This is a genomic window from Chryseobacterium tructae (assembly GCF_030409875.1).
Taxonomy (GTDB): domain Bacteria; phylum Bacteroidota; class Bacteroidia; order Flavobacteriales; family Weeksellaceae; genus Chryseobacterium; species Chryseobacterium tructae.
The window spans coordinates 392,183-418,471 of sequence record NZ_JAUFQR010000001.1; the positions used below are offsets into that span (position 1 = coordinate 392,183).

The window sequence follows — 26,289 nt, forward strand, 5'->3', positions numbered from 1 at the left end:
AGTGTTGAAAACAGATAAATGATTTAAAAATCAATACGTTATATATAATAAGCGAAAAACTCTCTGAAAACCGAATAGAAGTCTCTTATTTCAAAATAGACAGGACTTGAACTTTCAATATTTTTGAAACCATGTTCTTTGAACAATTTTTTAATTCGGGTCTGATGATAAAACTGTGATACGGAAATTATCCTGTTATATTTTAGACTATCAGTGATTTTAATGGTGTTGATAACTGTCTTTTCTGTGTTATCCCCAAAGTTATCCCCAATGATCTTTTCTGTTGGAACATTGTTTTTAACCAGATAGTGTTTCATTTCTGTGCCTTCCCAATAGCCTTCTTTACCCAAACCACCACTTACCAAGATCTCTTTGATTTGTTTTTTCTGATAGAGTTCAATGCTTTTATCTAATCTTGCTTTTAATCGTGGAGAAAGTGTTCCGTCCTCGTTTACTTTATTCCCGAAGACCACTGCAAGATCTGCTTTCTGTTTGGAATTTGTAAATCCATCATAAGTAATATACAAAGAATGAATAATAAACCAGGAAAGCCCTGCAATGAGAATATATTTGATGATAATTTTCAACATATTATTTATTTTAAAATCAGAGAGGTACTTTTGTATTTATCCGGCCCAAAATCTATTTTTACTATATTAATTCATAGCTATTATTCAACGATTACATTATAAGTTGTGTCTAGTACGAAATATCAAACACTTTTTCCATTTGCTTTTCGTTGATGGAATTAGGCGTTGCTTTTAATAAAGTATTTCGAAGCCAAATTACCAACCTGTTTTCATAATGAGACACTTTACCAATGGTTGAACTCGTGTTAACGATATAATGCGCTTTTTTCATACGCAGCTTTTCGTATTGTATGAAAACTTCATCCACATTCATTCCTTCACCAAAAAGCTTTCCGAGAATGTAGGCATCTTCAATGGCCTGGCAAGCACCTTGCCCCATATTAGGAGTGGTTGCATGCGCGGCATCACCAATCAAACAAACGCGATCTTTTTGCCATTGAAAAATCGGTTCCAAATCGATAATGTCGCTAACAAATATTTTTTCTTTAGGAGTCTCGGAAATCATTTTGGGGACTTCTGGATTAAACTCGGCAAAAAGTTCTGTAAGAGTATTCGGATTTTTAACCAAGTTCTCGTTCACCACAGCGTACCAATATACTTTTTGGTCATTAATTCTCACGAAACCGAAGCGTTTGCCTTTTCCCCAAGCTTCATAGGCTTGATGATCGTATTTTGCTGTCCAATCGAATTCGTCAACACCACGCCAGCATTTTTGTTGGGAAGATCTTGTTTTTCCCATGTTTAAAATCTGATGCCGAACTACCGATTTAATTCCATCTGCACCAATGACAACGTCTGCATTAGTGATAGTTCCATCTTCAAAAGTGAGTTTGTAGCCATTTTCCTGTTCGATTTTGGATAAGCGCTTAGAAAGTTCAATATTTTCAAAACCAATTTCCTCAGCCAGAATCATCTGCAAATCGCCACGATGAATGGCAATGTTATATACTCCATATTTATGTTCGAATTTGCTCAGTTGTACATTCGATAAGGTTTTGAGCTGGGGATCAGTAATGTTAATCGTTGAAATTTTGTGACCTGCTTTTTCGATTTTGTGGCGAATGCCAAGTTTGTCAAAAACCTGCATTGCATTATTGGCCATGATAATTCCAGCACCGACAGGTTTTATCTCGGGTGCACTTTCGTAAATGGTAATGTCCAGATTATTTTTTTGCAGGGCCAAAGCTGTTGTCAAGCCACCAATTCCACCACCGATAATTGCTATTTTCATTGTGATTACATTTATATAATGAGGCAAAATTAAAAGTCAGAAAAGCCAAAAACGTTCACTTAAGGTAATTTCTTGAATTAGTAAATTCTTTTCCGGATTCTGCTCAGTGATTGTGGCGTAATTCCTAAATAAGACGAAATATATTTCTGTGGAATTTTGTTCAGAATCTCGGGTGATTTTTTCAAGAGATTGAGATAACGTTCTTCAGGGGTATAAAAAAACAATTCATCTAGCCTTTGCTTCGCATCCAAAAACGCTAAATCAGATATATGTTTTGCTAATCCAAGCCAAAAGATATCTTTCTGAATTAATGTCTCAACATCTTTTTTATCAAAATATAAAACTTCTGTTTTTAAAAGAGTTTGTATCACTGCCGAAGACTTTTTTCCAGTGATGTAGCTTGCATAATCGCCAATAACATCATCATTCACTTGTAAAAGATAGCTGATATCTTCGCCTTTTTCATTGATGTAATAAATCCGGACGGCGCCGTTCAAAATGAACCCCAAACGGTCAAAACCCCCATTTTTAGGTTCTATCATTTTGCTTTTATCATAATTCACGATGTAACAAATTTCTAAAAATTCCTCCACACGCTCCACTGAAATTTGAAGTGTTTTTGCTAATTTCTCTTTTATTGCTTGTGTCATCGCTTCTATTTTAGTTGATATACGACAAACTTTATCTTTTGTAACTGCAAAAATAACTTTTCCTGCTGTTATTAAGAGGAGACATAGTATAAAACTAAATAAGGCGCCTAAAAAGGCGCCTTATTTTTATATGAATGATAATTATTTTAATGATTATCATATTTTCTGTCCATTACAAAATCCTCCATGAATTTTGTAGTATAGTTTCCTGCAAGATAATCTTCATTATCCATCAGTTGTCTGTGGAAAGGAATGGTTGTTTTTACTCCTTCAATATAGAATTCCTCTAGAGCACGTCTCATTTTTGCAATAGCTTCCTCACGGGTTTGAGCCGTAGTGATGATTTTCGCAATCATTGAATCGTAGTTAGAAGGGATTGTATATCCGGAATAAACGTGAGTATCTACTCTGATTCCGTGTCCACCAGGGATGTTTAATCCTGTGATTTTTCCTGGAGATGGTCTGAAGTCTGCGTAAGGATCTTCAGCGTTGATTCTACACTCGATAGAATGTAATTTAGGATAATAGTTCACCCCTGAAATAGGAGTTCCTGCAGCCAAAAGAATTTGTTCTCTGATCAGGTCATAATCAATTACCTGTTCAGTAATAGGGTGCTCTACCTGGATTCTTGTATTCATTTCCATGAAATAGAAATTTCTGTGCTTGTCTACAAGGAATTCGATAGTTCCTACCCCTTCATATCCAATGAATTCAGCAGCTTTACAGCAGCATCACCCATTTTCTCACGAAGTTCGTCTGTCATGAATGGAGAAGGTGTTTCTTCAGTTAATTTCTGATTTCTTCTCTGTACAGAACAATCTCTTTCAGAAAGGTGACAAGCTTTACCAAATTGGTCACCAGCTACCTGAATTTCGATGTGTCTAGGCTCTTCAATCAGTTTTTCCATATACATTCCTCCGTTTCCAAAGGCAGCTACAGCTTCCTGAATGGCAGATTCCCAGTGTTCTTTAAGATCTTCAGCTTTCCAAACCGCTCTCATCCCTTTACCACCACCACCTGCAGTTGCTTTGATCATGACAGGGTAACCTGTTTCTTCAGCAACTTTTACAGCATGTTCGTATGATTCGATCAATCCGTCAGAACCAGGCACACAAGGTACCCCAGCCGCTTTCATGGTAGCCTTAGCATTAGCTTTGTCTCCCATTTTTTCGATCTGCTCAGGAGATGCTCCAATGAACTTGATTCCGTTCTTCTGGCAAATTCTTGAGAAGTTTGCATTTTCAGATAAGAATCCGTAACCTGGGTGAATTGCGTCTGCATTTGTAATTTCTGCAGCAGCAATAATGTTAGGGATTTTAAGATATGAGTCTTTGCTCATCGCAGGACCGATACAAACCGCTTCATCAGCAAATCTTACGTGAAGACTATCTTTATCGGCAGTAGAGTATACTGCTACGGTTTTGATTCCCATTTCTTTACAAGTACGTAAAATACGCATTGCAATTTCGCCACGATTGGCTATTAATATTTTTTTGAACATCTTCTTCAATTTGAAAATTAGATAATTTGAAAATTAGATAATGTTATTTTAATGTAGAATTTAATCTAACACCTAATGTCTAACATCTAACTTCTAAATTAAGATGGATCTACTAAGAATAATGGTTGGTCGTATTCTACAGGAGTAGCATCGTCAACTAAGATTTTAACGATTTTCCCGCTGATTTCAGATTCAATCTGGTTGAATAACTTCATTGCTTCAATTACGCAAACTACTTTACCCACAGAAACTTCATCACCTACATTTGCGAATACGTCTTTATCTGGAGATGGTTTTCTGTAGAATGTTCCAATCATTGGAGATTTAATCGTTACATATTTGCTATCATCAGATGCAGCCTCAGCTTTTTCTGCAGGTGCAGCAGCAGGAGTTGCAACAGGTGCCGGAGCAGCTACTGCTTGTGGAGCAGTGTGGTATACTGCAGGTTGTGCGTAAACAGCTTCGCTTCCAGCTAATGGAGTTTTAATAGTGATTTCGAAATCCTTAGTCTTGTATTTTACTTCTGAAACTTCAGCTTTAGATACAAATTTAATAAGATTCTGTATGTCTTTAATGTCCATAAATTTGATATTTGATTTTGGGGTCAAAGATACCAAAAAAACGCAAAAAACAACAAAAAACCGCCAAATTTTATCAAAATTGGGCGGTTTTTGTATTAAAATGAGGCTTTTTCAGCGAAAAGCGACTCTTAGTTTTCTTCAGTAGTAGCTACTTCTTTTTCCAATACTACTTTACCTCTGTAGTAAAGTTTTCCTTCATGCCAGTGAGCTCTGTGGTATAGGTGAAGCTCTCCTGTTGTTGCATCTTTAGCTAATTGAGGAACTACAGCTTTGTAGTGAGTTCTTCTCTTATCTCTTCTTGTGGACGACTGTCTTCTCTTTGGATGTGCCATTTTCTAATAACTTTTTTAATTGATGAGCGATGAGATTCATCATCTCATCATATTTAAATTATTCTATTTAATTATTGTCTCTTAATTTTCTTAAAGCATCCCATCTCGGGTCACTTTCATGTTCTTCCTCTTCAGTTTCTTCAATATCTTTCGGACTGAACTGGTCAAGAATTTTGATGTCTTCATCACTTACATTCGGTGAAATCTTTTTCATCGGGATAGAAAGCATAACGTTTTCGTAGATCAAATGAGCTACGTTGAAAGCATGCTCTGCGGTAGGAATTGTAATGACATCTTCATTGCTGTCATCATATTCTTCCCCGAAATTCACCAGAATTTTGATTTCATTCTCAATAGGATAGTCAAAATCTTCATTTGTGATATCACAAACCAACTCAACTAAACCATTTATTTTAATCTCAAACTCCAGAAATGTAGTGTGTTTGTCTAAAAAGACATGTACTCCTATTCTTGGATTTGTAAATTCCTGCTCAGTGTCAAATAATTGAAAGAACGTTTTATCTATCTCAAACTTGAACTCGTGTTTTCCGTTTTTAAGTCCGGAAAAGCTTACGTCATAGTTTCTTAACTTGTCCATAAAATGAGTGTGCAAAAATATGCATTTTTTTTATAATAACAAATAAAATCTAAAACAAATTAATTTAAAATCTGTTTTAACGGATTATGCTTCAGTTTCCTCAGGTAAATCTTCGTCAATTCCAGTGTCTACAACCATTTTTCTCGGCTGGAGACGGTTGTTCATCAGTTCGTTGTATTCACTTCTGTTATTGAAAACCTTAATTGCTGTGAAAATAGATTCCATAAAGCTCTGTTCATCGGCAATATTTTTCCCCGCAATATCATAGGCAACTCCATGATCCGGAGAAGTTCTGATAAATGGAAGTCCTGCCGTGTAGTTTACTCCTTCTTCATAAGCCAGTGTTTTGAACGGAGCCAATCCTTGATCATGATACATGGCTAGCACGGCATCAAAGTTTTTGTACTTGTTCGGTTGGAAGAAACTATCTGCCGGGAATGGTCCAAATGCTAGAATCCCATTATCTGAAAGTTCTTGAATGGCAGGGCTGATGATTTCAATTTCTTCATTTCCGATTACTCCTCCGTCTCCGGCATGTGGATTCAATCCTAATACTGCAATTCTGGGCTTTGAATACAAAAGTCTTCAATAAGTGTTTGATTCAATACCCTGATTTGTTTTTTGATCTTTTCCTTGGAAATGTTCTCCGCTACTTTAGCAATAGGAATGTGGTGAGTAGAAACGGCTACTTTAAGGTCTTCAGTTACCAGGAACATCAATCCTTTTTTACTGAATTTTTCTTCAAAATATCCAGTGTGTCCTGCATGTTTAAAGCCCATTTTTACCATTTCATCTTTGTTGATAGGAGCTGTTACTAAAACATCAATATCTCCTCTCATTAAAGCTTCAGTGGCTGCTTCCAGAGAATCAATAGCCATTTTAGTAGATTCCTCAGTAGGAACACCTAGCTCAACATTCACATTTTCCTTGGTCAGATTCACCATATTCAACTTGCCGGCTTGTGCCTGAGAAGCTTCATTAACGTAGTTGAAATTCAGATTCAGCTTGAAAATGTTTTTCTGATAAGTGAATAATTTTCCCGAACCAAAAATTACAGGTGTGAAAAAATCTGTAATGGTTTTGTCTTTCAGAGACTTCATAATGATCTCCGGACCGATGCCGTTGAAATCACCGATTGAAATTCCTACTCGTACTATATGGTTTTTTGGGCTCATTTTGATTATCTTTGAAGATTATAATTTACAAATTTAGCAAAAAATAATATGTTCACAGGAATTATTGAAGCAGTTGGTGTTATTGAAAGGATTGAAGAGAAAGGAAGCAACATAGATTTCACCCTGACATGCCCTTTTACAAACGAACTTAAAATTGATCAAAGTCTTGCACACAACGGATGTTGTTTGACCGTGGTTGAGATTAAAGACAATCAATATGTAGTAACAGCAATCAACGAGACACTGGAAAAAACCAACCTTGGAAAATGGGAAGTGGGAAGTGTTGTGAATCTTGAACGTTGTATGAAAATGGACGGAAGGCTGGATGGTCACATTGTTCAGGGACATGTTGATAAAACAGGAGAGGTAGTAGGAATCGAAAATAAAGACGGAAGCTATTTTATTACAATGAAATATGAAGCCGACGGGAATTTTGTAACTGTACCTCAGGGCTCTATTACTGTAAACGGGATCAGTTTAACCGTAGCAAAAAGCGAGGATGCTCAATTCTCGGTAGCTATTATTCCTTACACTTGGGAATTTACCAATATGAACCACTTAAAAATTGGGGATAAAGTAAATCTGGAATTTGACATCATTGGTAAGTATATTGCTAGGTTAATTAAAAAGTAGGATGTCGTTAAATAAATATAAAGGATATAGTTTAAGGAACCGTGTGTTTTTCGGTTTCTTATTGGTATGCTTTTTAAGTGTTGTAGCAACATCACTGGTTCCTTATTTTGTGTTGAGGAATAATTCCCTGCAGCAGAGTAATATCGATATGCAGGAGAAAACCAATGCTGTAATGAGGTATCTGGATTATGCTGTAAGCCGTACATTGGTAGAAACGAAAGATCTACCGAAGGTTTTAGGTAATAAGATCTTTGAGATTGCAGATATTAACCAGCATGATATTGTTATTTATGATCTAAGAGGAACTATGTGCTTTCCAATAAAGATGAAAGTCTGATTGATCAGAAAACGCTTTCGATGGAAATTATCAACAAGATTCTGTCTACAGATGCCAGGGTTGATATGACCAGATATGATGCAGCCAAAGATGCTAAGCTTACCTCTTCATATCTTTTGTTGAAAAATAATGAATTGGAACCTATAGGTATCGTTTATATTCCTTTATACCATAATGAATCTGCTTACCTGGAGGTACTGCATCAGTATATAAAATATATTCTTTTAGTTGATATATTTCTTATTCTGTTTAGTATCTGGATTAGCTGGGTAACATCCAATAGCCTGGCAAAAACCATTACGAAATTCTCTGATATGATTACGCGTATTACATTATTTGAAAATGAAATGCGTCCTATCAGATATTATAAAAATGATGAATTGAATGCTTTAGCAAGAGCTTACAACAGAATGATTCTGCAAATTCAGGATCAAAAAGAAAGGCTAAGGTTTAAAGCATCAGAGGAAGCATGGAGGGAAATGGCAAAACAGGTTGCCCATGAGGTGAAAAATCCATTGACCCCAATGAAGCTGACTATTCAGAATTTTGAAAGAAAATTTGATCCGGATGATCCGAATATCAAAGAAAGAGTAAAGCAGATGAGCAAAACAATGGTGGATCAGATTGATCTGATTGCTACTGTGGCTTCTGCATTCTCAGAATTTGCCAAGCTTCCTGAAAAGAATAATAAAGTCATCAATCTGAATACGGAAGTGGAAGATATTCTCCGTGTATTTAATGATGATAGTATTTTCATGCATGCTAACAAGAGTAATATTATGATCAATATGGATAGAATTTATCTTTCCAGAATCATTACAAATCTTGTGACCAATGCTAAGCAGGCAGAAAGTGATGAAAGAAAATTGATTATCAATGTAGATGTAGAACAACATCAACGAAGGGTAATTGTTTCTGTTCAGGATAATGGGGTCGGAATTCCTGAAAATATGTATGAAAGGATTTTTGAACCTAACTTTACTTCCAAAACCAGTGGAATGGGACTTGGATTATCTATGGTGAGAAAAATGATCGAAGATTATAAAGGAGAGATCTCAGTGAAATCAGAAGTAGGGAAGGGATCTACATTCATTATTACATTACCTACCAACTTATAGTGAAATCTTTTAAGTTTAAACAATTTGAGATCCAACAATCCAAAGATGTCTTCCGTGTAGGGACAGATGGCGTTTTGCTTGGAGTCTTAGCGAGTGTTGAATCAGCTTTCCATGTTTTGGAAGTTGGTACAGGAACAGGATTAATTTCATTAATGCTGGCTCAGAGGAATTTGCGGGCAGGTTTCTTGGGATTGGATATTAATGAAGATGCTGCTATGTTGACCAAACTTAATTTTGAAAATGCTCCTTTTCATGCAAGGCTCAAAAATATCCGTCAGGATTTTAAAGTTTTTGAAACAAAAGAAAAATTTGATCTGATTGTTTCAAATCCCCCTTACTTTGAAGAATCCGGATCGGATAAAGATAAAATTGCACGTCAAATGGTAGAGCTGAATTTCAGACAGCTTATTGCTCAATCTGTGAAGTTTTTATCTGGAAATGGTCGTCTTTCAGTGATTATTCCAGCGGAAGCAGGAGAACCTTTTATTTTAATGGCTAAGGAAAATAATCTTTTTCTGGTCAGGAAAATTAATGTCAAAGGCATTGAAAATTCTCCAACAAAAAGATTGGTCTTAGAGTTTTCTCCAACAAAAATAGACTTTCTGGAATCTGAGTTTATTATAGAAAAAAGTCCGAGAAAATACTCGGACCAATATCTTGAACTCACTAAAGAGTTTCATGTTTTTAAAGAGGGTGGGAATTAGAAGAGAAAAGTTATTCTGTATTTTCTAACCCTTTTTATTCTTATTCAAATAGTTCTGCCGTATCTAATACTGATACTTTTCCATCTTCGCATCTGATAGCTTCACCAGGGAAGTTTTGAATCATATGGTAATCGTGTGTGGCCATTACTACAGCAGCACCGTTTTCAAGGGCAACTTGCTTTAATAAGGTCATGATTTCGTTGGAAGTTTCAGGGTCAAGATTTCCTGTTGGTTCATCCGCTAAGATAAGATCCGGGTGGTTAAGCAAGGCTCTGGCGATCGCGATACGTTGTTGTTCACCTCCAGAAAGCTCATGTGGCATTTTGTGCTTTTTGCTCTTCATGTTCACACTGCCTAATACTTCATTGATTCGGTCTTCTATTTTTGTTTTATCATTCCATCCTGTGGCTTCCAAAACGAATTTAAGGTTCTTTTCAACAGTTCTGTCGGAAAGTAACTGGAAATCCTGAAATACAATTCCTAATTTTCTTCTTAGATTAGGAATGTCAGATGGTTTTAGTTTAGCAATATCAAATCCTACCACAGATCCGTGTCCTGAAGCTAATGGAATGTGTCCATAAAGTGTTTTCAGAAGGGAGCTTTTTCCGGAACCTGTTTTTCCAATAAGGTAGCAGAATCTACCTTTTTTAATGTTAAGATTTACATCAGAAAGAACAGTGAAGTTTTTTTGAGCAATTTTAGCGTGCTGTAAACTTATAATATTGTCTCCGGAGATATTTGTATGTGGCATAATTTAATTTTAAAGGCTATTTCTAACAAAAAATTTTCAATCTTTAAAAATAGAAAAAAGATGTCTATTGGGCTCTAATTTTAATAAATTTTAACAACAAAAAATGCCTGAAAAGAAACTCTTCAAGCATGTTTTGTATATGATAATAAAAAGATTATCTCTTAGCGCGTGCAGCACTTACAGTTAAACTCTTTCTGCCTTTAGCTCTTCTAGCAGCCAAAACTCTTCTTCCATTTGGCGTAGACATTCTTTCTCTGAAACCGTGTTTGTTTCTCTTTTTTCTTTCTGATGGCTGGAATGTTCTTTTACTCATTACTATATGTTTAAATCGTAATTAATCTATTAATTTTCAGGTTGCAAAGATATATAAATTTTTATAAGTTACAAACTTTAATTATCTTTTTTTAAAATTATCTATAGTGTTTTTTACTCCAAGATTTACAAACCCTTATAGAAACCTGAATTTCTCCGTGCAAAAATAATATTTAAATGATTTATATAAAAGCTCTATCTTTGAAAACTTAAATTTTAACGAAAATAAACACAAGATGTTTACACCAGCAGAACTTTTAGAAATTAATACATTACTAACACCTGAAAATAAAATAGTTATTCTTACCCACTATAATCCGGATGGTGATGCTATTGGTTCCAGCCTGGGATTGAAACATTATTTAAAGGCAAAAGGAATCTATGCGGAAGTAATTGTGCCAAACGATTTCCCGAAATTTCTGAAATGGATGCCTGAATCTAAAAAAGTAATTATTGCAGAATATAAAAGAAAGCTGGCGGCTGATATGATTGCGGCTGCAGATGTTATTTTCTGTCTGGATTTTAACTCTCCTTCAAGAATCGGGCTATTGGGCGATTGGCTGGTAAAGGCTCAGGGAAAGAAAATTCTTATTGACCACCACCAACAGCCGGAGCCTTTCGATTTTGTATATTCAGATACCGTTATTCCTGCCACTTCACAGATGATTTATCATTTCATTGAAGCAATGGGAGATGAAAAACTGGTTAATCAGGATATGGCAGAATGTATGTATACAGGTATTATGACTGATACAGGAGGTTTCCGTTTTCGTTCAACAAGTGCTACTACTCACAGGATCATTGCCAACTTAATTGAAAAAGGAGCAGATCCGGCAATGATTACTTCTAATACCTGGGATACCAATACCGTTTCCCGTCTTCATTTGCTTGCTCTAGTTTTAGGAAGGATAGAAGTGGTGAATGAAGGGAGAGTCGCTATCCTTAGCCTTACAAGAAACGAACTTAAAGAATTTGGTTTCCAGAAAGGGGATACCGAAGGTTTTGTAAACTATGGTTTAAGTATCGCAGGAGTGAAGATGTCTGCATTCTTTATGGAAGATCTGTATGAAGATTTTATTAAAATTTCATTCAGAAGTAAAGATGATATGGATGTAAACCAGTTCTCCAGAAAATATTTTAACGGCGGCGGGCATATTAATGCGGCAGGAGGAAAATCTGATGATTCTTTACCTGGAACTATTGAGATATTCAAAACGAGATTAATTGAAGAGAATTTGTAGTTTAAAAGGGAGAATTCTTACAATTTGGAGTGTCCTTTTTCTTCAAGCTCCATGCAGGTGTATTCGTATACCTGCTGAAACATTTCATCCATATATTTCTTGTTGAAAAGACTGTATTTTGTCATTTTAGGAGGATCTAAAAATATATTACAGTACTTCACCTTGGAATACACTGATTTTGCAATGGCTAAGTGGAGAATTCGGTCAAATTCTTTCATCAGGCTCATCTTATTGAGTTCGTCATAGCTTATTGAGTTGACATGAGAGGCGATGAGAAAGTCACATTTATCCATGATGGGCTCAATGGGGAGATTATCAAGAACACCGCCATCTACATAGATTTTCTCTCCGATTCTTACGGGAGGCAGGATGAACGGAACGCTTGAAGAAGCAAGAAGCGGAGTGAAAAGTTCTCCTTCAGAAAAGAAATCAACAATCCCATGAGTCATTTCTGTGGTAGCCACATACACTGGGATCTTTAATATATTAAAATTATCTTCAGGGAAATAATCTTTAAATAGTTTTAAAATAAAATTGGAACTAAAGATGCCGTTTTTTGATAATTTCAAGGCAGATCGTGAAAAAAAAGAAGTCTGTCGTACAATATCCATCATTTCATCCGGTGTTTTTCCAAATGAATAAAAAGCAGCAATAATAGATCCTGCACTGGTTCCTGATATAATGTGTGGTTTAAGGTTATACTCTTCCAGCGCTTTCAAAACGGCAATATGGGCAATTCCACGCATTCCTCCGCCTGAAAGTGTAAGTCCGATAACCGGAGGTTTCGGGAGTGTCTTTTTTTTGAACGAGAATAAGCCCATTTCGAAAATTATACCTTACTAATATACAGGAATTTTATCAATGTTTAAGGCTCGTCACATTCGGAATCGATCTTGATAAATAAAGCATTGAATTCATCATTTATTTTTTCATCATGAGAAACTCTCTGTATTTTATCATTCACACAATTACCCCAGCCAAAAGTCATCAGGTCAATGATGGCATAGTCTTTATTGTCTGATGAATTAAGTTGCTCATTGTACTCATCCATTACACGTTGCGGATTCCCATTTCTTTTACTCATTTCTTCTCTGAGTTTTTTCCATTCTGCAAACATTTGATCATCAGTTGAATTCAAAGCTTTAGAAAAGTTTTGGCATTTATCATTTTTGAGTAAAACGGAGGGGTTAGAATAAGCGACAATTTGAATTTTCCATTTTTCATAGGTCTGAACAAGCTCTTCATAGGTTTTCTTTTTGATGTCCTGCCAGTAAGGCGTGTTTACAACCTTCAGGTTCTGGATCTGAGCTTTTCTTTTAGCAAAATCTTTATCCAGCTTTGCGAGAACTTTATCTTGATTATTTCTTACTTCTGTAAGATCTTTAAGGTTGTGTACAAATGGTGTATTTAATAAAGAGCCACTTAGTTCAAACCAAAGTTTATAAGTGCCTTCAATTTCTTCTCTGGAGTATTTATTACTATCAAAATACCCCTTGTTATTGCATAGTTCCGTTACAAACTGAACATTTCCTGTTGAGGAGGCTTGGCTGTTAAAGTATCCGTTTTAGGTGTTGATACTTGTGCGGTATCGACCGGAACAGTATTGCTATTGGACTGCTTGTCTTTTTTACAGCTTAGAAATGAAAGCAGAAGGGTAGAAATGATGGCAATTCTCATATTTTTACAATACTAATTTTTTAGGAAGGTTATGTAAAAGTTCGGTATTAATAATTTCTGCACAGATACCAGGTTTTTCCCAATGACCGTTGTGACCGCAATCTAATACATAGGATTTGATATTCGTTCTGTCCGGAAGATTTTTAATGGTAATATCTGTTTTTACAGCATTGTCATGTTTGCCGGCCAATACAAGGATTTTGGCTTCCAGATTTTGCATGATATGTTTTTTATCGGTTCTTTCCACCATGCCTTTTACGCAGGCAAGAGCTCCCATATTATTCGTGGAAAGTGCAGTTTCCAGCGCAGTTTCAATTTTCCCTTCCAAAATATCTCTTTCATTAGGATTGAACAGGTTTGGGATTCCGGCTCTGACATAATGAGGAAAGGCATCTTTAATAATTCTGTAGCTTTTGATGCGCTGTTGTTGTTTTTCTTCATCATCAGCAAAATAGGTGGAAAAGAATAGTGTTAAGCTCTTCAGGTAGTCTGGATGTTTTTCAGCAAAAGCCAACGATACATATCCACCCATGGAATGTCCCAGTACATGGGCTTTTTTAATATTTTGGTTATCCAATACCTTTTTGACTTCATCGGCCATCAATTCCATAGTGTGGATCTCTCCCAGAATTTCAGATTGTCCATGACCTGGAAGGTCAATTTTTAACAATGAGAAATCTTTGGAAAGATGAGGCTCCATATCATTCCAAATGGATAGATTTTCCATAAAGCCGTGAAGGAGTACTAACGTTTCTTTTCCATTTCCTTTTCTTTCAAAGTTGAGCATGATTCCAAAAATTATAGAGTTAAAATAGTACAGCATTGAGTTTGCTGTAATCTTGTTGTTCTTTCAAATGTAAACAAAAAAGAGCATTTTAAAAATGCTCTTCCTTTTTTATTGAGTTAATTGTTGGTAAATTTTTGTTTCCCAAGGTTTAATATCAGCTACTCCATAACGTTCTTTTTTAGCGATAGCCAGATTATCCAGGATGTCTACAAAGTTTTTGTAGTTGGCATCATCGGTAGGTTTGATAATTACTGTGAAAATTCCTGGATTAGGAGCGTTTTTGTAGGCTTCAGAAATGATTTTTGAAACTTTTACTCCACTGAAATCAGTTTCCTGAAGGTTGGTGATATTTAAATCAGCTGCATTGCTTTGGTGATAAAATACTCTGTTATCTTTCCCAAGAATAAATGTGACCTGGTTTTTTTGATCCACTACGGGGGTGGTGGTTGGTGGAGTTCCTTTTGCAGGAAGCCCAAGATCCATCACGTTGGGTTTCGTAAAGTTTGTGGTAAACATGAAAAACATCAATAGTAAAAAGTTGAGATCTACCATTGGGGTCATGTCAATTTTAATTAATTTCTTTTTTTGCTTTCCGCCTTGTTGCTCTTGTGCGATTACTTCAGCCATAATTAATATTTTAAAATGTTAAACGGTATTTGGTGAAAACTTTGAAAATCCGATCGTGATTTTGATGAATTGATGCAAAGTTCATACCTAATATTCAAAATATGTAATAATTTAAAAGATTTATTAAATAGGCAGGCTTAAATAGTGTTAAAGTTATTTGGATTGACTATTTATTTTCTAATAATGATTTTTTCAGAGAAGATAAGCTCATCCTTAATTTTTACTTGTATAACGTAAGCTGCTTGTGGAAAAGCTGCAGTATTTATTCTTATTTTTTCTTCCTGATATTTTTGTGAGAAAATTTTTCTACCAGCCATATCTGTTATTGTAATTTCAGTAGGGACATCTGTTGGCAGACGTTCTACATAGATGAAATCCCTTGCTGGATTAGGGTATAAGATGGGGGTAAGTTTGATTTTTATCACATTTGAGGCCTCTCGTTGTTCAGGAGCTAATTTTACAATCCAGTAATCTCTATCTCCATGGTTTTTAGTAATATCCCCATTGTTTGATGAAGTATGGCCTGAAATAATAAACCCGCCATCAGAAGTTTTTTGAATGTTAGAGGCCATATCATCGCCTGTTCCTCCTAAGGATTTTTGCCATTGAATCGTTCCCGTATTGTTTATTTTTACAATCCAATAATCAAATTTACCATGATTCATGATAACTTGCCCATCTGATGAACTGGATGTACCTAGAATAGTGTATCCACCATCATTGGTTTCTTGAATGTCTATTGCCCCTTCGTTAAGACTGCCGCCATATCTTTTCTGCCACTGCATTTCTCCCATATTACTGTATTTTACAATCCAGTAATTGGGTATTTGAGGATAAGTCAATATGGTGTCTGTTATAGACTGAGTAGATCCTCCTGCAGTAATATATCCGCCATCAGAAGTCTGCCTGATAGATTGAACATGATCATCTCCAACCCCGCCCATAGTTTTTGCCATTGGATGTTTCCATTCGAATTCAACTTTACAATCCAAGAATCTCTTTTCCCGTAAGATTCAGTAATATCTCCATCCACAGCATCTTCAGTACTTCCGGCGACAATATATCCACCATCGGAAGTTTGTTGTATAGAGTGTGGAATATCACTTTTACTCCCACCTAGAGATTTTTGCCATTGTATATTTCCATTAGAATCTGTTTTAATAATCCAGAAATCGTTATTTCCATGATTTGTAGTGAGATCACCATCATTAGAGTTGGATAATGCTGCGATGATATATCCGTCATCTGAAGTTTGCTTGATATCCATTGCCCCTTCACCTTTGCTTCCACCCATCGATTTTTGCCATTGTATATCACCCATTTCATTCAATTTTACAATCCAGCAGTCACTAATTCCATGGTTTAAAGTTACATCGCCATCCTTTGAATAAGTATAGCCGGCAATAATATATCCATTATCAGAGGTTTGTTGAATGGAATTGGCTACATCTCCACTGCTTCCACCCAATGATTTTTTCCAGCTGATATCTCCATTAGAGTTTAGTTTAACCACCCAATAATCAATTAACCCATGGTTTAAAGCGACATCCCCATCAGAGGACCAGGTTTGCCCTGCGACAATGTATCCACCATCAGACGTTTGTTGAATAGATCGGGCAACATCTTCCTGGCTTCCACCTAATGTTTTTTGCCATTGAATAGAAGGAGCTGTCTGAGCAGTTAGGATGAACGGAATGAAGAATGAAAGAATAAAGTAGAATTTTCTCATAAATATTTGGTTTTGGTATTAGTTATTCAAATATAATTAATTTTATGTATTTGATAATTTATTGTTAAATATTTTAATTTGATAATAGAAAAACTCACACTTTTCAGTGTGAGTTTAAAATTTTATATAAAATAATTTATTTGTTTTTTTTGAAGAAGTTGACTCCGCATTCCAGGAACTTCTTGAAGTCTTCCTTCGGCATATATCCGGAAACAGGCGTGTTGATCACTTTTCCGTCTGGAGTAATTAAAACATAGTGTGGTTGAGAGTTGTTGTTGAAGTTAACCTGTTGGAATAAGCTCCATCTATCCCCAATCGTTTCACTTTTTTGATTTGTCCGTCCCCAAGATCAATCTTTGTTTTTTGATCTTCAGGAAGCTCTTCTTTATCATCTACATATAAAGAAGCTAAGACAACATCATTTTGAAGGATCGGTAAAATATCCGGTTCGCTCCATACAAATTCTTCCATTTTTCTACAGTTTTCACAACCGTAACCTGTGAAGTCAATTAAGATAGGTTTGTTTTCTTTTTTTGCTACTTCTATTGCTTTAAAGAAATCGTGTTCAGGATGCATTCCTAAAATACCTTCTTTTTCATCATGGAAATAACTTACGTTCAATGGAGGCAGAATACCACTTAATAATTGAAGTTTTGGTCTGTCAGAAGGAATTAATCCTTGAATCAGATAGATCACGAAACCGATACCTAATGCACCTAATATTTTTCTGGTGATTGAAATTTTAGGCTTTTTATCATCATGTGGGAACTTGATCAACCCGAATAAATATAGAGCTAACCCTAAAGCAACAATGATCCATATAGCGATGAAAAGTTCTCTTTTTAAGAAGAAAGTCTTAGATACAAGATCTGCTTTTGATAAGAATTTTAATGCCAAAGCCAATTCTACAAACCCTAAAACAACTTTTACGGTATTCATCCAGCCTCCTGATTTTGGAAGGCTTTGTAATGCCTGTGGGAATAATGCCAATAGTCCGAAAATGATAGCCCATGCTAAACCAAATCCAGCCAGTGCAAACGTTAACAACATCGGAACATTTGAAGAACCTGTTACAGCACTTCCTAATAAACTTCCCAAAATTGGGCCTGTACAAGAGAAAGAAACGATTACCAGTGTCAATGCCATAAAGAAGATACCGATGATTCCTCCTGCTTCCTCAGCTTTAGAAGACTTATTGGCAATAGAACTAGGTAATGTAATATCGTAATACCCGAAGAAACTTCCGGCAAAGAAAATGAATATGATAAAGAAGGCAATATTCAGCCAAACACTTGTAGAGATCTCATTGAAAATATTTCCTGCAATTCCATCAATAATATGGAAAGGAATACTCAATAAAACGAAAATAAGCAGGATGAAAAATCCATAGATCAAAGCATCTCTTTTCCCCTTTGCTTTATCCTTACTTCCTTTCGTAAAGAAAGATACCGTTAAAGGAATCATAGGGAAAACACATGGCGTCAATAATGCAATTAGACCTCCAATGAAACCTAAGAATAAATAAGTCCAGTAGTTTTCATCTACCTTAGTAGAAGCTGTCCCGCAATCAGTTAATGGATTTTTAAAGTCTATTGTTTCAATTTTCAGCTTCTTAGGATCCAGAGTTGACATTTCTGTAACAGTCATCTTTGTCTTTGTAAGGTCTTCAGTGACTGTTTCCACTGCTTTTACAGAATCTTTTGAAGGTTCTTTAGTTTCTTCTGCAGCTTCTTCTGTAGCTCCTTTTGGAGTAATCTTTTGATTGAATTCTAACGTATTGGGTGCTAGACAAACCCTGTCATCACAAGTCTGGTAAGTAATTTCGGAAATAACATCAGCCGGTTTTGTAGGATCCTTTAGTTTGAATTTTTGTTTAAATCCAGCCGTATTGGAATAAAAAACAATAGTTCCTCCAAAAGCTTCAGAGAATTCTTCATGTTTTTTACCTACTTCGGTAAACTTTCCGATAAGTTCAATATTCTTCCCTGAAACTTTATACTCTGTAGGAATTCCTGTATCTTCAGGAAGATCTTTTGAATAGATATGCCAGCCACTTTCCATGGTCGCATTCAAAACCGCTTCATACTGGTTGTTGCCAAGATCGTTAACGGTGAATTTAAATTTTACAGGATTTTTTATCTGCGCATTAATCCCTGTTGCTAAAAACAGCAGAATTAATAAAAACCAATTTCTAAATTTCATTGTTCATTTCATTAAAAATTTTAAGACTTCATTGAGCCTTCTCATTCTTTATATATCTTCTATCCTGTCTGAAAGGAATGGTCCCAAGTATGAAATCATTGCTGCCAGCCATTATCCAGATTTTTTGCCTCGCTAAAATAGATAATTTTTCGTCCCTAAAAAACTTAGAAACTTTCTTTTTAGTCCAGATGGGTAAAATATTGAGCCTTCAACTGGAATTGTAACAAAAGCATCGCTTCTTCTCTTATTTCTAAACCATTATTGATTTTGTTAATAAAGAACACTGTTTCAGGATGTAATGCTTGCAAAGAATTAATTTAAGTTTATTAAAATATCCTCTATAGAAGCTCTTTTTTTATAGTCTGGGTCAAAATGTCTCCATGTGATTTCTTTAGCCTCATTAAGTATAAATGTTGCAGAAACAGGAAGCCTTCCCGAATTATCTGATCTGCTTTTAGTGAAGTCATCTTTCAGCTTTGAGCTATAGAAATTTAGGGTTTTACTATCAGGGGTATAAAGAACGTCAAAGGCTTCTGCAATTTTATAACCTTCATCATATAAAACAGTATACCCGGTTTTTGTTTTGTTCATTGTTTTTTCTATGAACTCCGGTTTTTCAGGGGATATAATAACGAGTTGAGCGTTTTTCGATTTTAAGTCAGGTGCGATATTTTGTAATGTTTCGATGTATTTATTACAAAATGGACACCACTGCCCTCTGATAAAAACAACAACCATTTTTTTGTTTTCTTTCGCTGAAGAAAATGTATTACCCAAGTGATCTTTAGCATTGAAATTATCAATCTTATCTCCAATCATTTTTCCTTTTACCTGATCAAGAGTTTTACTGGATGGAGACATTTTTTTTCTTAAAACAGATGCTCCGACTTCTAAAAACTGTTCTGGATTATAATATCCAAAATCATATTGAACCAGTTTACCCTTTGGATCCAGGAATAAAAAAGAAGGATAGTTTACAATTTTAAACTCTTTTACCAATTCTACACCTTCTTTCTCAGCGTCTATAGCAATATTTACAAAATTTTTGTTGAACATTTCTCCAATTCGGGGATCGGTGAAGGTATTCTTTGCCATGAGCTTACAAGGTCCACACCAGGTAGTATACAAATCAATGAAAATAAGCTTATTTTCTTTAGCTGCGATTTTTTTCGCTGCCTCTAAATCAATTTTTTGAAAATTGATACCAGTGTTTTGTGCATTAAATAAAACTCCTGCTAATATGAGGAGACTCAATACTATTTTTTTGAACATAATGTTTCTTTTTTTATATGTTCCATTTAAAATGAAAAATCACCCGTTATTTTGATTATTTTATGTAATGTATTGATTTTTAGGCTAAAAAAATGCTATTGTTTTTTATTTTTTTGATTTGTTCAACACATTTATATTTTTGGTTCTGAGCATTATGCTTGGTGGAATATTTGTATTTGTTCTGGATTTCTTCAATACTCTTATTTTCAATAAAAATATCATGAATCAGATTCTGACAATGCAGAGAGATAGAGTTAACATAACCAACCAGTTTTTCCCAATAATACTTTTCATTTTCGATAGCAGAATTTATTTCCTGATAATTTTCTGTGAAATAGTTTTCAGGAGATTCTATATAAAAATTTCTATTTCTCAATCTTTTTAACCACAAATTTTTAGAAATTCCAATGAGATAATTTCCCAGGCAGGTTTGGACTTTGAAATTGTCAGCATGCAATTTTTCATAGAGGATCAGCAATGCATCTTGGAAGATATCTTCTGCGTCTTCCACATTGCCTTTGTTTTTAAGGATAAATTTTTTTGTATACCCGAAATACTGTTGGTATAAAACACCAAAAGCTATATTGCTGTCTTTTTTAAAGTCATCTACAGCTAACGAGTTAGTTGTTCTTCTGTCCATACTACAGTTATCTTTTTTTGAGTATTTCTATCTGTCTGATATCTGCCGTCCTGTCTCAGAGGAATTATTCCCAGAATATGGTTTCTTGAATCACACAATAACCAACTTTTTTCTCTTCTCAGAACAGATAGTTTCTCGTCTCTAAAAAATTTAGAAACTTTCTTTTTACCCGAAAAACCTATTGGATAAAACTCATCTCCATCCTGTTGTTTTCTCAAATAGAGTGGAAAGTGAAGCTTTTCAGCATCAAAATCCCATTCAAATCTTTTATTGAATTCATTAACGTTTTCAATATGATTTACGAGATTGATGATGGTTTGGTTTTCGGAAAAATCAAAATGATTGATCAGTATTATTTCTTCTTCGATTTCCGATACATTATTTTTTTCCATAAAAATCAGTTCATCACGATTGATGATCAACTGATATTCTTTTGAAAAGAAAGAACGGTTATTTTCGGCTTTAAAAATTTTGGGAATTTCTTCCTCTTGGTTGAACCCGTATTTTTTTAAAATTTCAAATTTCACGAAATCGCTTTCCTGATCCAGCTTTTCCTTTGATAAGATTTTATGGTCTGGGTTAAATATCGTTAGACGATTTTCTATTTCCTGAATTTGTTTCTGGACAAAATCTTTGGTTTGGTTTAGGTATAAAGAACTTTTTTTAAAATTTTCCAAAAAGTGATTATTGGTTTCCTGTAATTTGGGAACAATTTCATTTCTGATCTTGTTTCTTAGGTAGTCACTCTTTTTATTGGAAAGATCTTCCCGAAACTCAATATTATTTTCTTCAGCAAATTGGTAGATTTCCTGTTTTGAAAAGGATAACAGCGGACGAAGGATATGATTATCATTGGCAGGAATACCGCTTAGCCCATTAATTCCGGCAGCTTTGGAAAGATTAATGATAAAAGTCTCCAGCTGATCATTAAGGTGATGGGCAGTAACAAGAAATTCCAGTTCCTCTTTTTCCTGAATTTCCTTAAAAAAGGCATATCGGAGTTCTCTGGCCCAAAGCTGAATAGAATTTTCAGGTTTTTTATCCTTTTCCGAAACTTCATACAAGTGAAACTTAATATGATTTTTCTCACAAAAATCCTGCACTACTTTTTGATCCTGATTTGAATCTTCTCCACGAAGTTTATAATTAATATGAGCGATCTGAAATGAACATTCGGGATTCTGTTTTTCATCTCTTAAATCCTTAAACAAAGAGGCTAGAACCATAGAGTCTGCACCTCCGCTCACCGCTAAAAGATAGTGGTGATTTTCAGGCTGCTGAATAAGATTTTCTAATTGTTTTCTGAAGCTTAATTTTTTCAACATAGATGTTGAGAATTTCTTTTATGCAAAGATAATCCATATAATTCAATTGAATTTCCCTAACTTTGAGTAGTCTAAAAATGATTACTTATGAAGATTTTAAAAATTTTAGCGGTTTCTGCAATGGCGTTGGGGATGACATCTTGTGTGAGCAAGAAGCAGTATGATGCCTTAAGCACAAACTATAAGCAATGTATTGAAAATATCGGAGAGAGACAGAGAGAAATTCAGGATTTGAAATCTCAAAACTCTGCATTATCAGGTGAAAATAATTTATTAAAAAGCCAGCATGATGCTTTAAAATCGTCATTGGATGCATGTCTTTCCAATACAGGAAAAAGTTCTGCTAATATTGACAAGCTTGTAGGAGAAATTAATGCTTCCAACTCATATATTAAGCAGTTAATTTCAAACAATGCTAAAAACGATAGTTTAAATCTTGCTTTATCTAACAAGCTGAAGAGATCTTTAGATAACATATCAGATGAAGACGTACAGGTGAAAGTATTGAAAGGAGTAGTAATGATCTCTCTTTCTGATAAAATGTTATACAAAACAGGAGATTACAATATTTTACCGGCGGCTCAGGAAGTGCTAGGTAAGGTAGCGAAAGTAATCAATGATTATGATAAATATTCAGTATTAATTGAAGGTAATACAGATAATGCTCCATTAAATTCTGCAAACTTGCCAAGAGATAACTGGGATCTTTCCGCATTAAGAGGTACTTCTGTCGCTAAGGTTCTTCAGACTCAGTTTGGTGTAGATCCTGCAAGAATTACAGCAGGCGGTCGTTCTGAATATAACCCGAAAGCAACCAATATGAGTGTTTCTGGAAGATCTGAAAACAGAAGAACAGAAATTATCATTATGCCTAAGCTGGATGAGTTTATGAAGCTTATGGATATTGCCCCGAAAAAATAACTACTAAACAATAGAGTAAAAAAAGATCCTGATTTTTCAGGATCTTTTTTTTATCCAATAAATTGTACTCTTTTGGATGTAACGTTTAAAGTAATAGTCCTACTTATTTAAAATAAATTTGATACAGCCTTTGGGAATCAATGAGATGCATTGATGTTGAGGATGCCTATTACCACCGCTTATCAGCAATTCACCAATGAAAATAATAATCACATGAAAAGAATTATTCTATCGGTAAGCTTATTAGGTTTCTTTTTGCCCGGAACAGCTTTTGCACAAACGGAGACTTCGGGAAGAGAAAAAATATATAAAGCAACCCACACAAAAAGTACAGAACTGAAGCACACCAAGCTGAAGGTGAATTTTGATTACCAAAAGGAACAGATGAATGGAGAAGAATGGCTCACAGCATCACCTTATTTTTATCCTTCAGACTCATTGGTACTGGATGCTAAAGGAATGCTGATTCATGAAGTGGCAATGGATAGGAATGGCAATAAAATTCCGTTGCAATATCGTTATAGTGACAATATTCTGAAAATCAATCTTGATAAAACATATGACCGAAGCCAGGACTATACAGTTTATATCAAATATACTTCCCGGCCGAATGTAGTAGAAAAGCAAGGAAGCCCAGCGAAGGGATTGTATTTTATTAATTCTGATGGAAAAGATCCGGATAAACCTACTCAAATCTGGACAGATGGAGAATCTGAATTTTCATCAGTTTGGTTTCCTACCATAGATAAGCCCAATCAAAAGACTACCGAGGAAATTTATATGACCGTTCCAGATAAATACATAACTCTTTCTAATGGTATTTTAAAAGAATCCCAGAAAGAATCCGGGAATATGAGAACGGATCATTGGGTAATGGATAAAAGACATTCGGTTTATCTTTTCTTTATGGGCGTAGGAGAATATAGTGTGGTAAAGGATAAATGGAGAAATATTCCGATAGATTATTACGTGGAAAAGGAATATGAACCTTATGCAAGGCAGATCTATGGAAATACGCCTGAAATGATGGACTTTTTCTCCAAGAAGTTAAATTATGACTATCCCTGGCCAAAATATTCACAAATTTCCGGAAGAGATTATCCAAGCGTAGCTATGGAAAATACAACTGCTACTCTTCATAATATGGGAGTAATGCAGAAACCAGGGCAACTAATAGATGAAAATAAATGGGAAGAATATATTGCGCATGAGCTGTTTCATCATTGGTTTGGAGATCTGATAACGGCTGAGAGCTGGAGTAATCTTACGCTAAATGAATCATTTGCTAACTATTCTCAATATCTCTGGAACGAATACAAATACGGGAAAGATCAGGCAGATTATCATTTGTTGTCTAATGCCAATAAGTATTTCAACAGCCCTTCAGATTTAAGAAAGATCTTGTAAGGTTTAGTTATGATTCTCCTGAAGATGTTTTTGATGTGGTTTCCTACGAGAAAGGAGGTGGAATTCTTCATATGCTGAGAAACTATTTGGGTGATGATGCTTTTTTTGCAGGGGCAAGTGATTTTCTAAAAACTTACGAATATAAAAATGCAGAGGCTCAGCAATTAAGATTGTCATTTGAAAAAATATCCGGAAAAGACCTGAATTGGTTTTTTAACCAATGGTATTACGGAAGCGGAAATCCCAAATTAGATTATTCATATACTTTTGAACCTGTTAAAAAACAAGTGGAAGTAGTAATTAATCAATTGCAAGAAAAACCTTTCGAATTTCCTTTGGCAATAGATGTATATGATAAAGGAAAGCCAATGCGGTATAATGTGTGGGTGAATGCTCAGACAAAAAATACTTTTAGTTTTAGTGCTTCCCAGAAACCGGATTTGATCAATATCAATGCAGATGGAATATTACTTTCCGAAATTATAGATAAAAAAACTACAGAACAGAATCTGATGCAGTATACCAATTCCAAAGAGTTTTTAAGTCGATATAAAGCATTGGCTAGGGTTAAAGAAGATTTGAATAATCCTACATCGGTGAAACTATTATCTGCTGCTTTAAAAGATCCTTTCTTCAGGCTAAGAATAAGGGCATTGGAAATAGCAGATCTTAATAATGAACTCCAAAATAAAAACCTGGCAGCTGATGTAGAGAAATTAGCGGGTAATGATCCAAAAACATTGGTACAAGCGGCGGCTATTTCTGCTCTGGCAAAGACAAAAAATAAAAAATATCTGCCATTGTTTGAAAAAGGAATAAATGCAGTATCCAATGCCGTAAAAGGAAACTCACTACTTGCGATCATTGCTACAGATCCTTCAAAAATTAAGACACTGAGTAATAAGGTAGATCTCTCGGAGGCTTCCAGAAGCATGATTATCAAAATGCTTCCTATTGTTGTAGAAAATAAAATAGATTCCCAAATGAAATATATTGTTTCTATTGTCGCTTTTTATCCACTGGTAAAACCTCGTGATCCGGAATTAGGAAAATATGCAGAAGAAGGCTTTAACAGGATTATGGAATCAGATAATTTTGCTGCTACAAATGGAGTTGTTAGGATATTAAATCAGGCAAAGCCTGAAATGACAAAAAGTGCCGAAACTAAAAAAGCGATTTATACAATGCTGGAAACCGGACTGAATAAAAAGAATGAGCTTTTGAGAAATACGACGCAAAACAAAGAAAGTGTCAGCAAGCAGATTGATCTGTTGAAAGAGATAATGGAGGAGTATAAATAATATTTGTAGATGAGTTCCTCCAAAAATAAATCCCGAATTTCTTCGGGATTTGTTTTTTTAATCAAATTAATTCTTCTTTTTTCAGAAGGGAAATAATTCGTTTCAAAAAAGAATTGGATATTTCAGTCTTGTTTTTGTTTGCAGAAGGCTTTGTACTGCTTTTCAGAAGTACGTGTTTTTGATTCTCATGGTTAGTTTGTGGTTGATCTTCTGCAATCATGTAGTTTTCTAGTGTTTTTACCCTTTGTTCTCTTTGCAAACTTATAACTAATACCAGATAAAAAACATCCGTATTTTCACGGTAATTTGTATGGGATTTTTCCCGAGTATTAGATTATCAAATTCTATAAAATGTTTTATTTTTAATATAATTATCTGATTAATAAAAGAATGTGTATATTTAAGTCTCTATAATGAGAGATAAATAAAACAGAGGTATCCGAAAATCTTAAAGAGTAGGAAATTAATACTAAACAAAATAATATGAAAAATTCAAAAAAACTTTCAAGAGGAGAAATGAAAACTGTAAAAGGTGCTATTAATGGGTGTAATCCACAGATATTTTGTAGTAGCCCACAGACAAAATGTTGCCCAGGTTGGGTTTGTGCTGGTATAAGACAATATTGTATAGCTGTATAATAATTTTA

25 protein-coding genes and 4 pseudogenes are annotated in these 26,289 nt (G+C 34.9%); 7 read left to right on the forward strand and 22 right to left on the reverse strand.

Annotation, left to right across the window (positions count from 1 at the left end):
- Window positions 1–38: 38 nt before the first annotated feature.
- The 9 genes and pseudogenes from QWZ06_RS01785 to pdxA form a co-directional block, all read right to left on the reverse strand.
- Entirely contained in the window at window positions 39–590 is a 552-nt protein-coding gene (locus QWZ06_RS01785; protein ID WP_290295445.1) for a YdcF family protein, read from the reverse strand.
- 109 nt (window positions 591–699) lie between these two features.
- Window positions 700–1,821 carry an FAD-dependent monooxygenase gene (locus QWZ06_RS01790; RefSeq protein ID WP_290295446.1) on the reverse strand — a complete coding sequence of 374 codons (1,122 nt, stop codon included), beginning with the start codon at window positions 1,819–1,821 and terminating at the stop codon, window positions 700–702.
- Between the two features lie 77 nt (window positions 1,822–1,898).
- Window positions 1,899–2,471: a Crp/Fnr family transcriptional regulator gene (locus QWZ06_RS01795; RefSeq protein ID WP_290295447.1), complete on the reverse strand. Its 573-nt coding sequence runs from the start codon at window positions 2,469–2,471 to the stop codon at window positions 1,899–1,901.
- A 146-nt stretch (window positions 2,472–2,617) separates the two neighbouring features.
- Window positions 2,618–3,004, reverse strand: a complete 387-nt coding sequence (locus tag QWZ06_RS27695; RefSeq protein WP_353960000.1) for a biotin carboxylase domain-containing protein — start codon at window positions 3,002–3,004, stop codon at window positions 2,618–2,620.
- A gap of 66 nt (window positions 3,005–3,070) precedes the next feature.
- A pseudogene (locus QWZ06_RS01800) lies at window positions 3,071–3,972 on the reverse strand (acetyl-CoA carboxylase biotin carboxylase subunit); the annotation flags it as partial.
- A gap of 98 nt (window positions 3,973–4,070) precedes the next feature.
- Window positions 4,071–4,553 carry an acetyl-CoA carboxylase biotin carboxyl carrier protein gene (accB, locus tag QWZ06_RS01805; RefSeq protein ID WP_290295448.1) on the reverse strand — a complete coding sequence of 161 codons (483 nt, stop codon included), beginning with the start codon at window positions 4,551–4,553 and terminating at the stop codon, window positions 4,071–4,073.
- A 128-nt stretch (window positions 4,554–4,681) separates the two neighbouring features.
- Entirely contained in the window at window positions 4,682–4,885 is a 204-nt protein-coding gene (gene rpmF / locus QWZ06_RS01810) for a 50S ribosomal protein L32 (RefSeq protein WP_007843326.1), read from the reverse strand.
- A 67-nt stretch (window positions 4,886–4,952) separates the two neighbouring features.
- The gene (locus QWZ06_RS01815; protein ID WP_290295449.1) at window positions 4,953–5,483 is read right to left on the reverse strand and encodes a YceD family protein; all 531 of its coding nucleotides are present in this window, start codon (window positions 5,481–5,483) and stop codon (window positions 4,953–4,955) included.
- Between the two features lie 84 nt (window positions 5,484–5,567).
- A pseudogene (gene pdxA / locus QWZ06_RS01820) lies at window positions 5,568–6,658 on the reverse strand (4-hydroxythreonine-4-phosphate dehydrogenase PdxA).
- Between the two features lie 48 nt (window positions 6,659–6,706).
- On the opposite strand from pdxA, the gene QWZ06_RS01825 reads away from it, so the two are divergent.
- The 3 genes and pseudogenes from QWZ06_RS01825 (at window position 6,707) to QWZ06_RS01835 (ending at window position 9,450) form a co-directional block, all read left to right on the forward strand.
- Entirely contained in the window at window positions 6,707–7,291 is a 585-nt protein-coding gene (locus QWZ06_RS01825; protein WP_290295450.1) for a riboflavin synthase, read from the forward strand.
- Window position 7,292: 1 nt separating this feature from the next.
- Window positions 7,293–8,746 (forward strand): annotated as a pseudogene (locus QWZ06_RS01830) (ATP-binding protein).
- Entirely contained in the window at window positions 8,746–9,450 is a 705-nt protein-coding gene (locus QWZ06_RS01835) for a tRNA1(Val) (adenine(37)-N6)-methyltransferase (RefSeq protein ID WP_290295451.1), read from the forward strand. The pseudogene QWZ06_RS01830 and the gene QWZ06_RS01835 overlap by 1 nt, the downstream one beginning before the upstream one ends.
- Window positions 9,451–9,490: 40 nt before the next feature.
- On the opposite strand, the gene QWZ06_RS01840 is transcribed toward QWZ06_RS01835, so the two are convergent.
- Entirely contained in the window at window positions 9,491–10,201 is a 711-nt protein-coding gene (locus QWZ06_RS01840; protein ID WP_290295452.1) for a cell division ATP-binding protein FtsE, read from the reverse strand.
- A 154-nt stretch (window positions 10,202–10,355) separates the two neighbouring features.
- On the reverse strand, window positions 10,356–10,514 hold the full coding sequence (gene rpmH, locus QWZ06_RS01845; protein WP_034701860.1) for a 50S ribosomal protein L34: 159 nt from the start codon (window positions 10,512–10,514) through the stop codon (window positions 10,356–10,358).
- A 235-nt stretch (window positions 10,515–10,749) separates the two neighbouring features.
- Between rpmH and QWZ06_RS01850 the strand changes: the two genes are divergently transcribed.
- The gene (locus tag QWZ06_RS01850) at window positions 10,750–11,754 is read left to right on the forward strand and encodes a DHH family phosphoesterase (protein ID WP_290295453.1); all 1,005 of its coding nucleotides are present in this window, start codon (window positions 10,750–10,752) and stop codon (window positions 11,752–11,754) included.
- A gap of 17 nt (window positions 11,755–11,771) precedes the next feature.
- Here QWZ06_RS01850 and QWZ06_RS01855 read toward each other — a convergent pair whose 3' ends face one another.
- The 11 genes from QWZ06_RS01855 to tilS form a co-directional block, all read right to left on the reverse strand.
- Window positions 11,772–12,575 carry a patatin-like phospholipase family protein gene (locus QWZ06_RS01855; protein ID WP_290295454.1) on the reverse strand — a complete coding sequence of 268 codons (804 nt, stop codon included), beginning with the start codon at window positions 12,573–12,575 and terminating at the stop codon, window positions 11,772–11,774.
- 44 nt (window positions 12,576–12,619) lie between these two features.
- Entirely contained in the window at window positions 12,620–12,892 is a 273-nt protein-coding gene (locus QWZ06_RS01860) for a hypothetical protein (protein ID WP_290295455.1), read from the reverse strand.
- A gap of 374 nt (window positions 12,893–13,266) precedes the next feature.
- Window positions 13,267–13,431, reverse strand: a complete 165-nt coding sequence (locus tag QWZ06_RS01865; protein ID WP_290295456.1) for a hypothetical protein — start codon at window positions 13,429–13,431, stop codon at window positions 13,267–13,269.
- A 4-nt stretch (window positions 13,432–13,435) separates the two neighbouring features.
- Window positions 13,436–14,218, reverse strand: coding sequence for an alpha/beta fold hydrolase (locus QWZ06_RS01870; RefSeq protein ID WP_290295457.1), 783 nt, complete (start codon window positions 14,216–14,218; stop codon window positions 13,436–13,438).
- Window positions 14,219–14,326: 108 nt separating this feature from the next.
- A complete protein-coding gene (locus tag QWZ06_RS01875) occupies window positions 14,327–14,845 on the reverse strand; it encodes an ExbD/TolR family protein (RefSeq protein WP_290295458.1) in 519 nt (172 codons plus the stop codon).
- Window positions 14,846–15,015: 170 nt separating this feature from the next.
- The gene (locus QWZ06_RS01880; protein WP_290295459.1) at window positions 15,016–15,801 is read right to left on the reverse strand and encodes a T9SS type A sorting domain-containing protein; all 786 of its coding nucleotides are present in this window, start codon (window positions 15,799–15,801) and stop codon (window positions 15,016–15,018) included.
- Window positions 15,699–16,574 carry a hypothetical protein gene (locus tag QWZ06_RS01885; protein ID WP_290295460.1) on the reverse strand — a complete coding sequence of 292 codons (876 nt, stop codon included), beginning with the start codon at window positions 16,572–16,574 and terminating at the stop codon, window positions 15,699–15,701. The genes QWZ06_RS01880 and QWZ06_RS01885 overlap by 103 nt, the downstream gene beginning before the upstream one ends.
- 246 nt (window positions 16,575–16,820) lie before the next feature.
- The gene (locus tag QWZ06_RS01890) at window positions 16,821–18,776 is read right to left on the reverse strand and encodes a protein-disulfide reductase DsbD family protein (RefSeq protein ID WP_435384110.1); all 1,956 of its coding nucleotides are present in this window, start codon (window positions 18,774–18,776) and stop codon (window positions 16,821–16,823) included.
- A gap of 312 nt (window positions 18,777–19,088) precedes the next feature.
- The gene (locus tag QWZ06_RS01895; protein WP_290295461.1) at window positions 19,089–20,048 is read right to left on the reverse strand and encodes a redoxin domain-containing protein; all 960 of its coding nucleotides are present in this window, start codon (window positions 20,046–20,048) and stop codon (window positions 19,089–19,091) included.
- A gap of 79 nt (window positions 20,049–20,127) precedes the next feature.
- Window positions 20,128–20,688, reverse strand: a complete 561-nt coding sequence (locus QWZ06_RS01900; protein WP_290295462.1) for an RNA polymerase sigma factor — start codon at window positions 20,686–20,688, stop codon at window positions 20,128–20,130.
- A complete protein-coding gene (gene tilS / locus QWZ06_RS01905; RefSeq protein ID WP_290295463.1) occupies window positions 20,661–22,013 on the reverse strand; it encodes a tRNA lysidine(34) synthetase TilS in 1,353 nt (450 codons plus the stop codon). The genes QWZ06_RS01900 and tilS overlap by 28 nt, the downstream gene beginning before the upstream one ends.
- A gap of 87 nt (window positions 22,014–22,100) precedes the next feature.
- Here tilS and QWZ06_RS01910 point away from each other — a divergent pair, with 87 nt between their 5' ends.
- The 3 genes and pseudogenes from QWZ06_RS01910 (at window position 22,101) to QWZ06_RS28100 (ending at window position 26,281) form a co-directional block, all read left to right on the forward strand.
- Complete coding sequence (locus tag QWZ06_RS01910; RefSeq protein WP_290295464.1) at window positions 22,101–22,934, forward strand: OmpA family protein; 834 nt, start codon at window positions 22,101–22,103, stop codon at window positions 22,932–22,934.
- A gap of 213 nt (window positions 22,935–23,147) precedes the next feature.
- Window positions 23,148–25,642: pseudogene (locus QWZ06_RS01915) on the forward strand (M1 family metallopeptidase).
- 483 nt (window positions 25,643–26,125) lie between these two features.
- Window positions 26,126–26,281, forward strand: coding sequence for a CCPGW family putative bacteriocin (locus tag QWZ06_RS28100; RefSeq protein WP_435384111.1), 156 nt, complete (start codon window positions 26,126–26,128; stop codon window positions 26,279–26,281).
- Window positions 26,282–26,289 lie beyond the last annotated feature (8 nt).

Bases quoted from the DNA above. Each gene is read 5' to 3' on its own strand.
- QWZ06_RS01900 (WP_290295462.1), bottom strand. From the start codon at position 20,688: ATGGACAGAAGAACAACTAACTCGTTAGCTGTAGATGACTTTAAAAAA.
- QWZ06_RS01785 (WP_290295445.1), bottom strand. From the start codon at position 590: ATGTTGAAAATTATCATCAAATATATTCTCATTGCAGGGCTTTCCTGG.
- QWZ06_RS28100 (WP_435384111.1), top strand. From the start codon at position 26,126: ATGAAAAATTCAAAAAAACTTTCAAGAGGAGAAATGAAAACTGTAAAA.
- QWZ06_RS01870 (WP_290295457.1), bottom strand. From the start codon at position 14,218: ATGCTCAACTTTGAAAGAAAAGGAAATGGAAAAGAAACGTTAGTACTC.
- QWZ06_RS01890 (WP_435384110.1), bottom strand. From the start codon at position 18,776: ATGAAATTTAGAAATTGGTTTTTATTAATTCTGCTGTTTTTAGCAACA.
- QWZ06_RS01880 (WP_290295459.1), bottom strand. From the start codon at position 15,801: ATGGCAAAAACTATGGGCGGGGTTGGAGATGATCATGTTCAATCTATC.
- QWZ06_RS01865 (WP_290295456.1), bottom strand. From the start codon at position 13,431: ATGAGAATTGCCATCATTTCTACCCTTCTGCTTTCATTTCTAAGCTGT.
- QWZ06_RS01825 (WP_290295450.1), top strand. From the start codon at position 6,707: ATGTTCACAGGAATTATTGAAGCAGTTGGTGTTATTGAAAGGATTGAA.
- rpmH (WP_034701860.1), bottom strand. From the start codon at position 10,514: ATGAGTAAAAGAACATTCCAGCCATCAGAAAGAAAAAAGAGAAACAAA.
- tilS (WP_290295463.1), bottom strand. From the start codon at position 22,013: ATGTTGAAAAAATTAAGCTTCAGAAAACAATTAGAAAATCTTATTCAG.
- accB (WP_290295448.1), bottom strand. From the start codon at position 4,553: ATGGACATTAAAGACATACAGAATCTTATTAAATTTGTATCTAAAGCT.
- QWZ06_RS01885 (WP_290295460.1), bottom strand. From the start codon at position 16,574: ATGAGAAAATTCTACTTTATTCTTTCATTCTTCATTCCGTTCATCCTA.
- QWZ06_RS01855 (WP_290295454.1), bottom strand. From the start codon at position 12,575: ATGGGCTTATTCTCGTTCAAAAAAAAGACACTCCCGAAACCTCCGGTT.
- QWZ06_RS01875 (WP_290295458.1), bottom strand. From the start codon at position 14,845: ATGGCTGAAGTAATCGCACAAGAGCAACAAGGCGGAAAGCAAAAAAAG.
- QWZ06_RS01795 (WP_290295447.1), bottom strand. From the start codon at position 2,471: ATGACACAAGCAATAAAAGAGAAATTAGCAAAAACACTTCAAATTTCA.
- QWZ06_RS01850 (WP_290295453.1), top strand. From the start codon at position 10,750: ATGTTTACACCAGCAGAACTTTTAGAAATTAATACATTACTAACACCT.
- QWZ06_RS01895 (WP_290295461.1), bottom strand. From the start codon at position 20,048: ATGTTCAAAAAAATAGTATTGAGTCTCCTCATATTAGCAGGAGTTTTA.
- rpmF (WP_007843326.1), bottom strand. From the start codon at position 4,885: ATGGCACATCCAAAGAGAAGACAGTCGTCCACAAGAAGAGATAAGAGA.
- QWZ06_RS01840 (WP_290295452.1), bottom strand. From the start codon at position 10,201: ATGCCACATACAAATATCTCCGGAGACAATATTATAAGTTTACAGCAC.
- QWZ06_RS01790 (WP_290295446.1), bottom strand. From the start codon at position 1,821: ATGAAAATAGCAATTATCGGTGGTGGAATTGGTGGCTTGACAACAGCT.
- QWZ06_RS01910 (WP_290295464.1), top strand. From the start codon at position 22,101: ATGAAGATTTTAAAAATTTTAGCGGTTTCTGCAATGGCGTTGGGGATG.
- QWZ06_RS01815 (WP_290295449.1), bottom strand. From the start codon at position 5,483: ATGGACAAGTTAAGAAACTATGACGTAAGCTTTTCCGGACTTAAAAAC.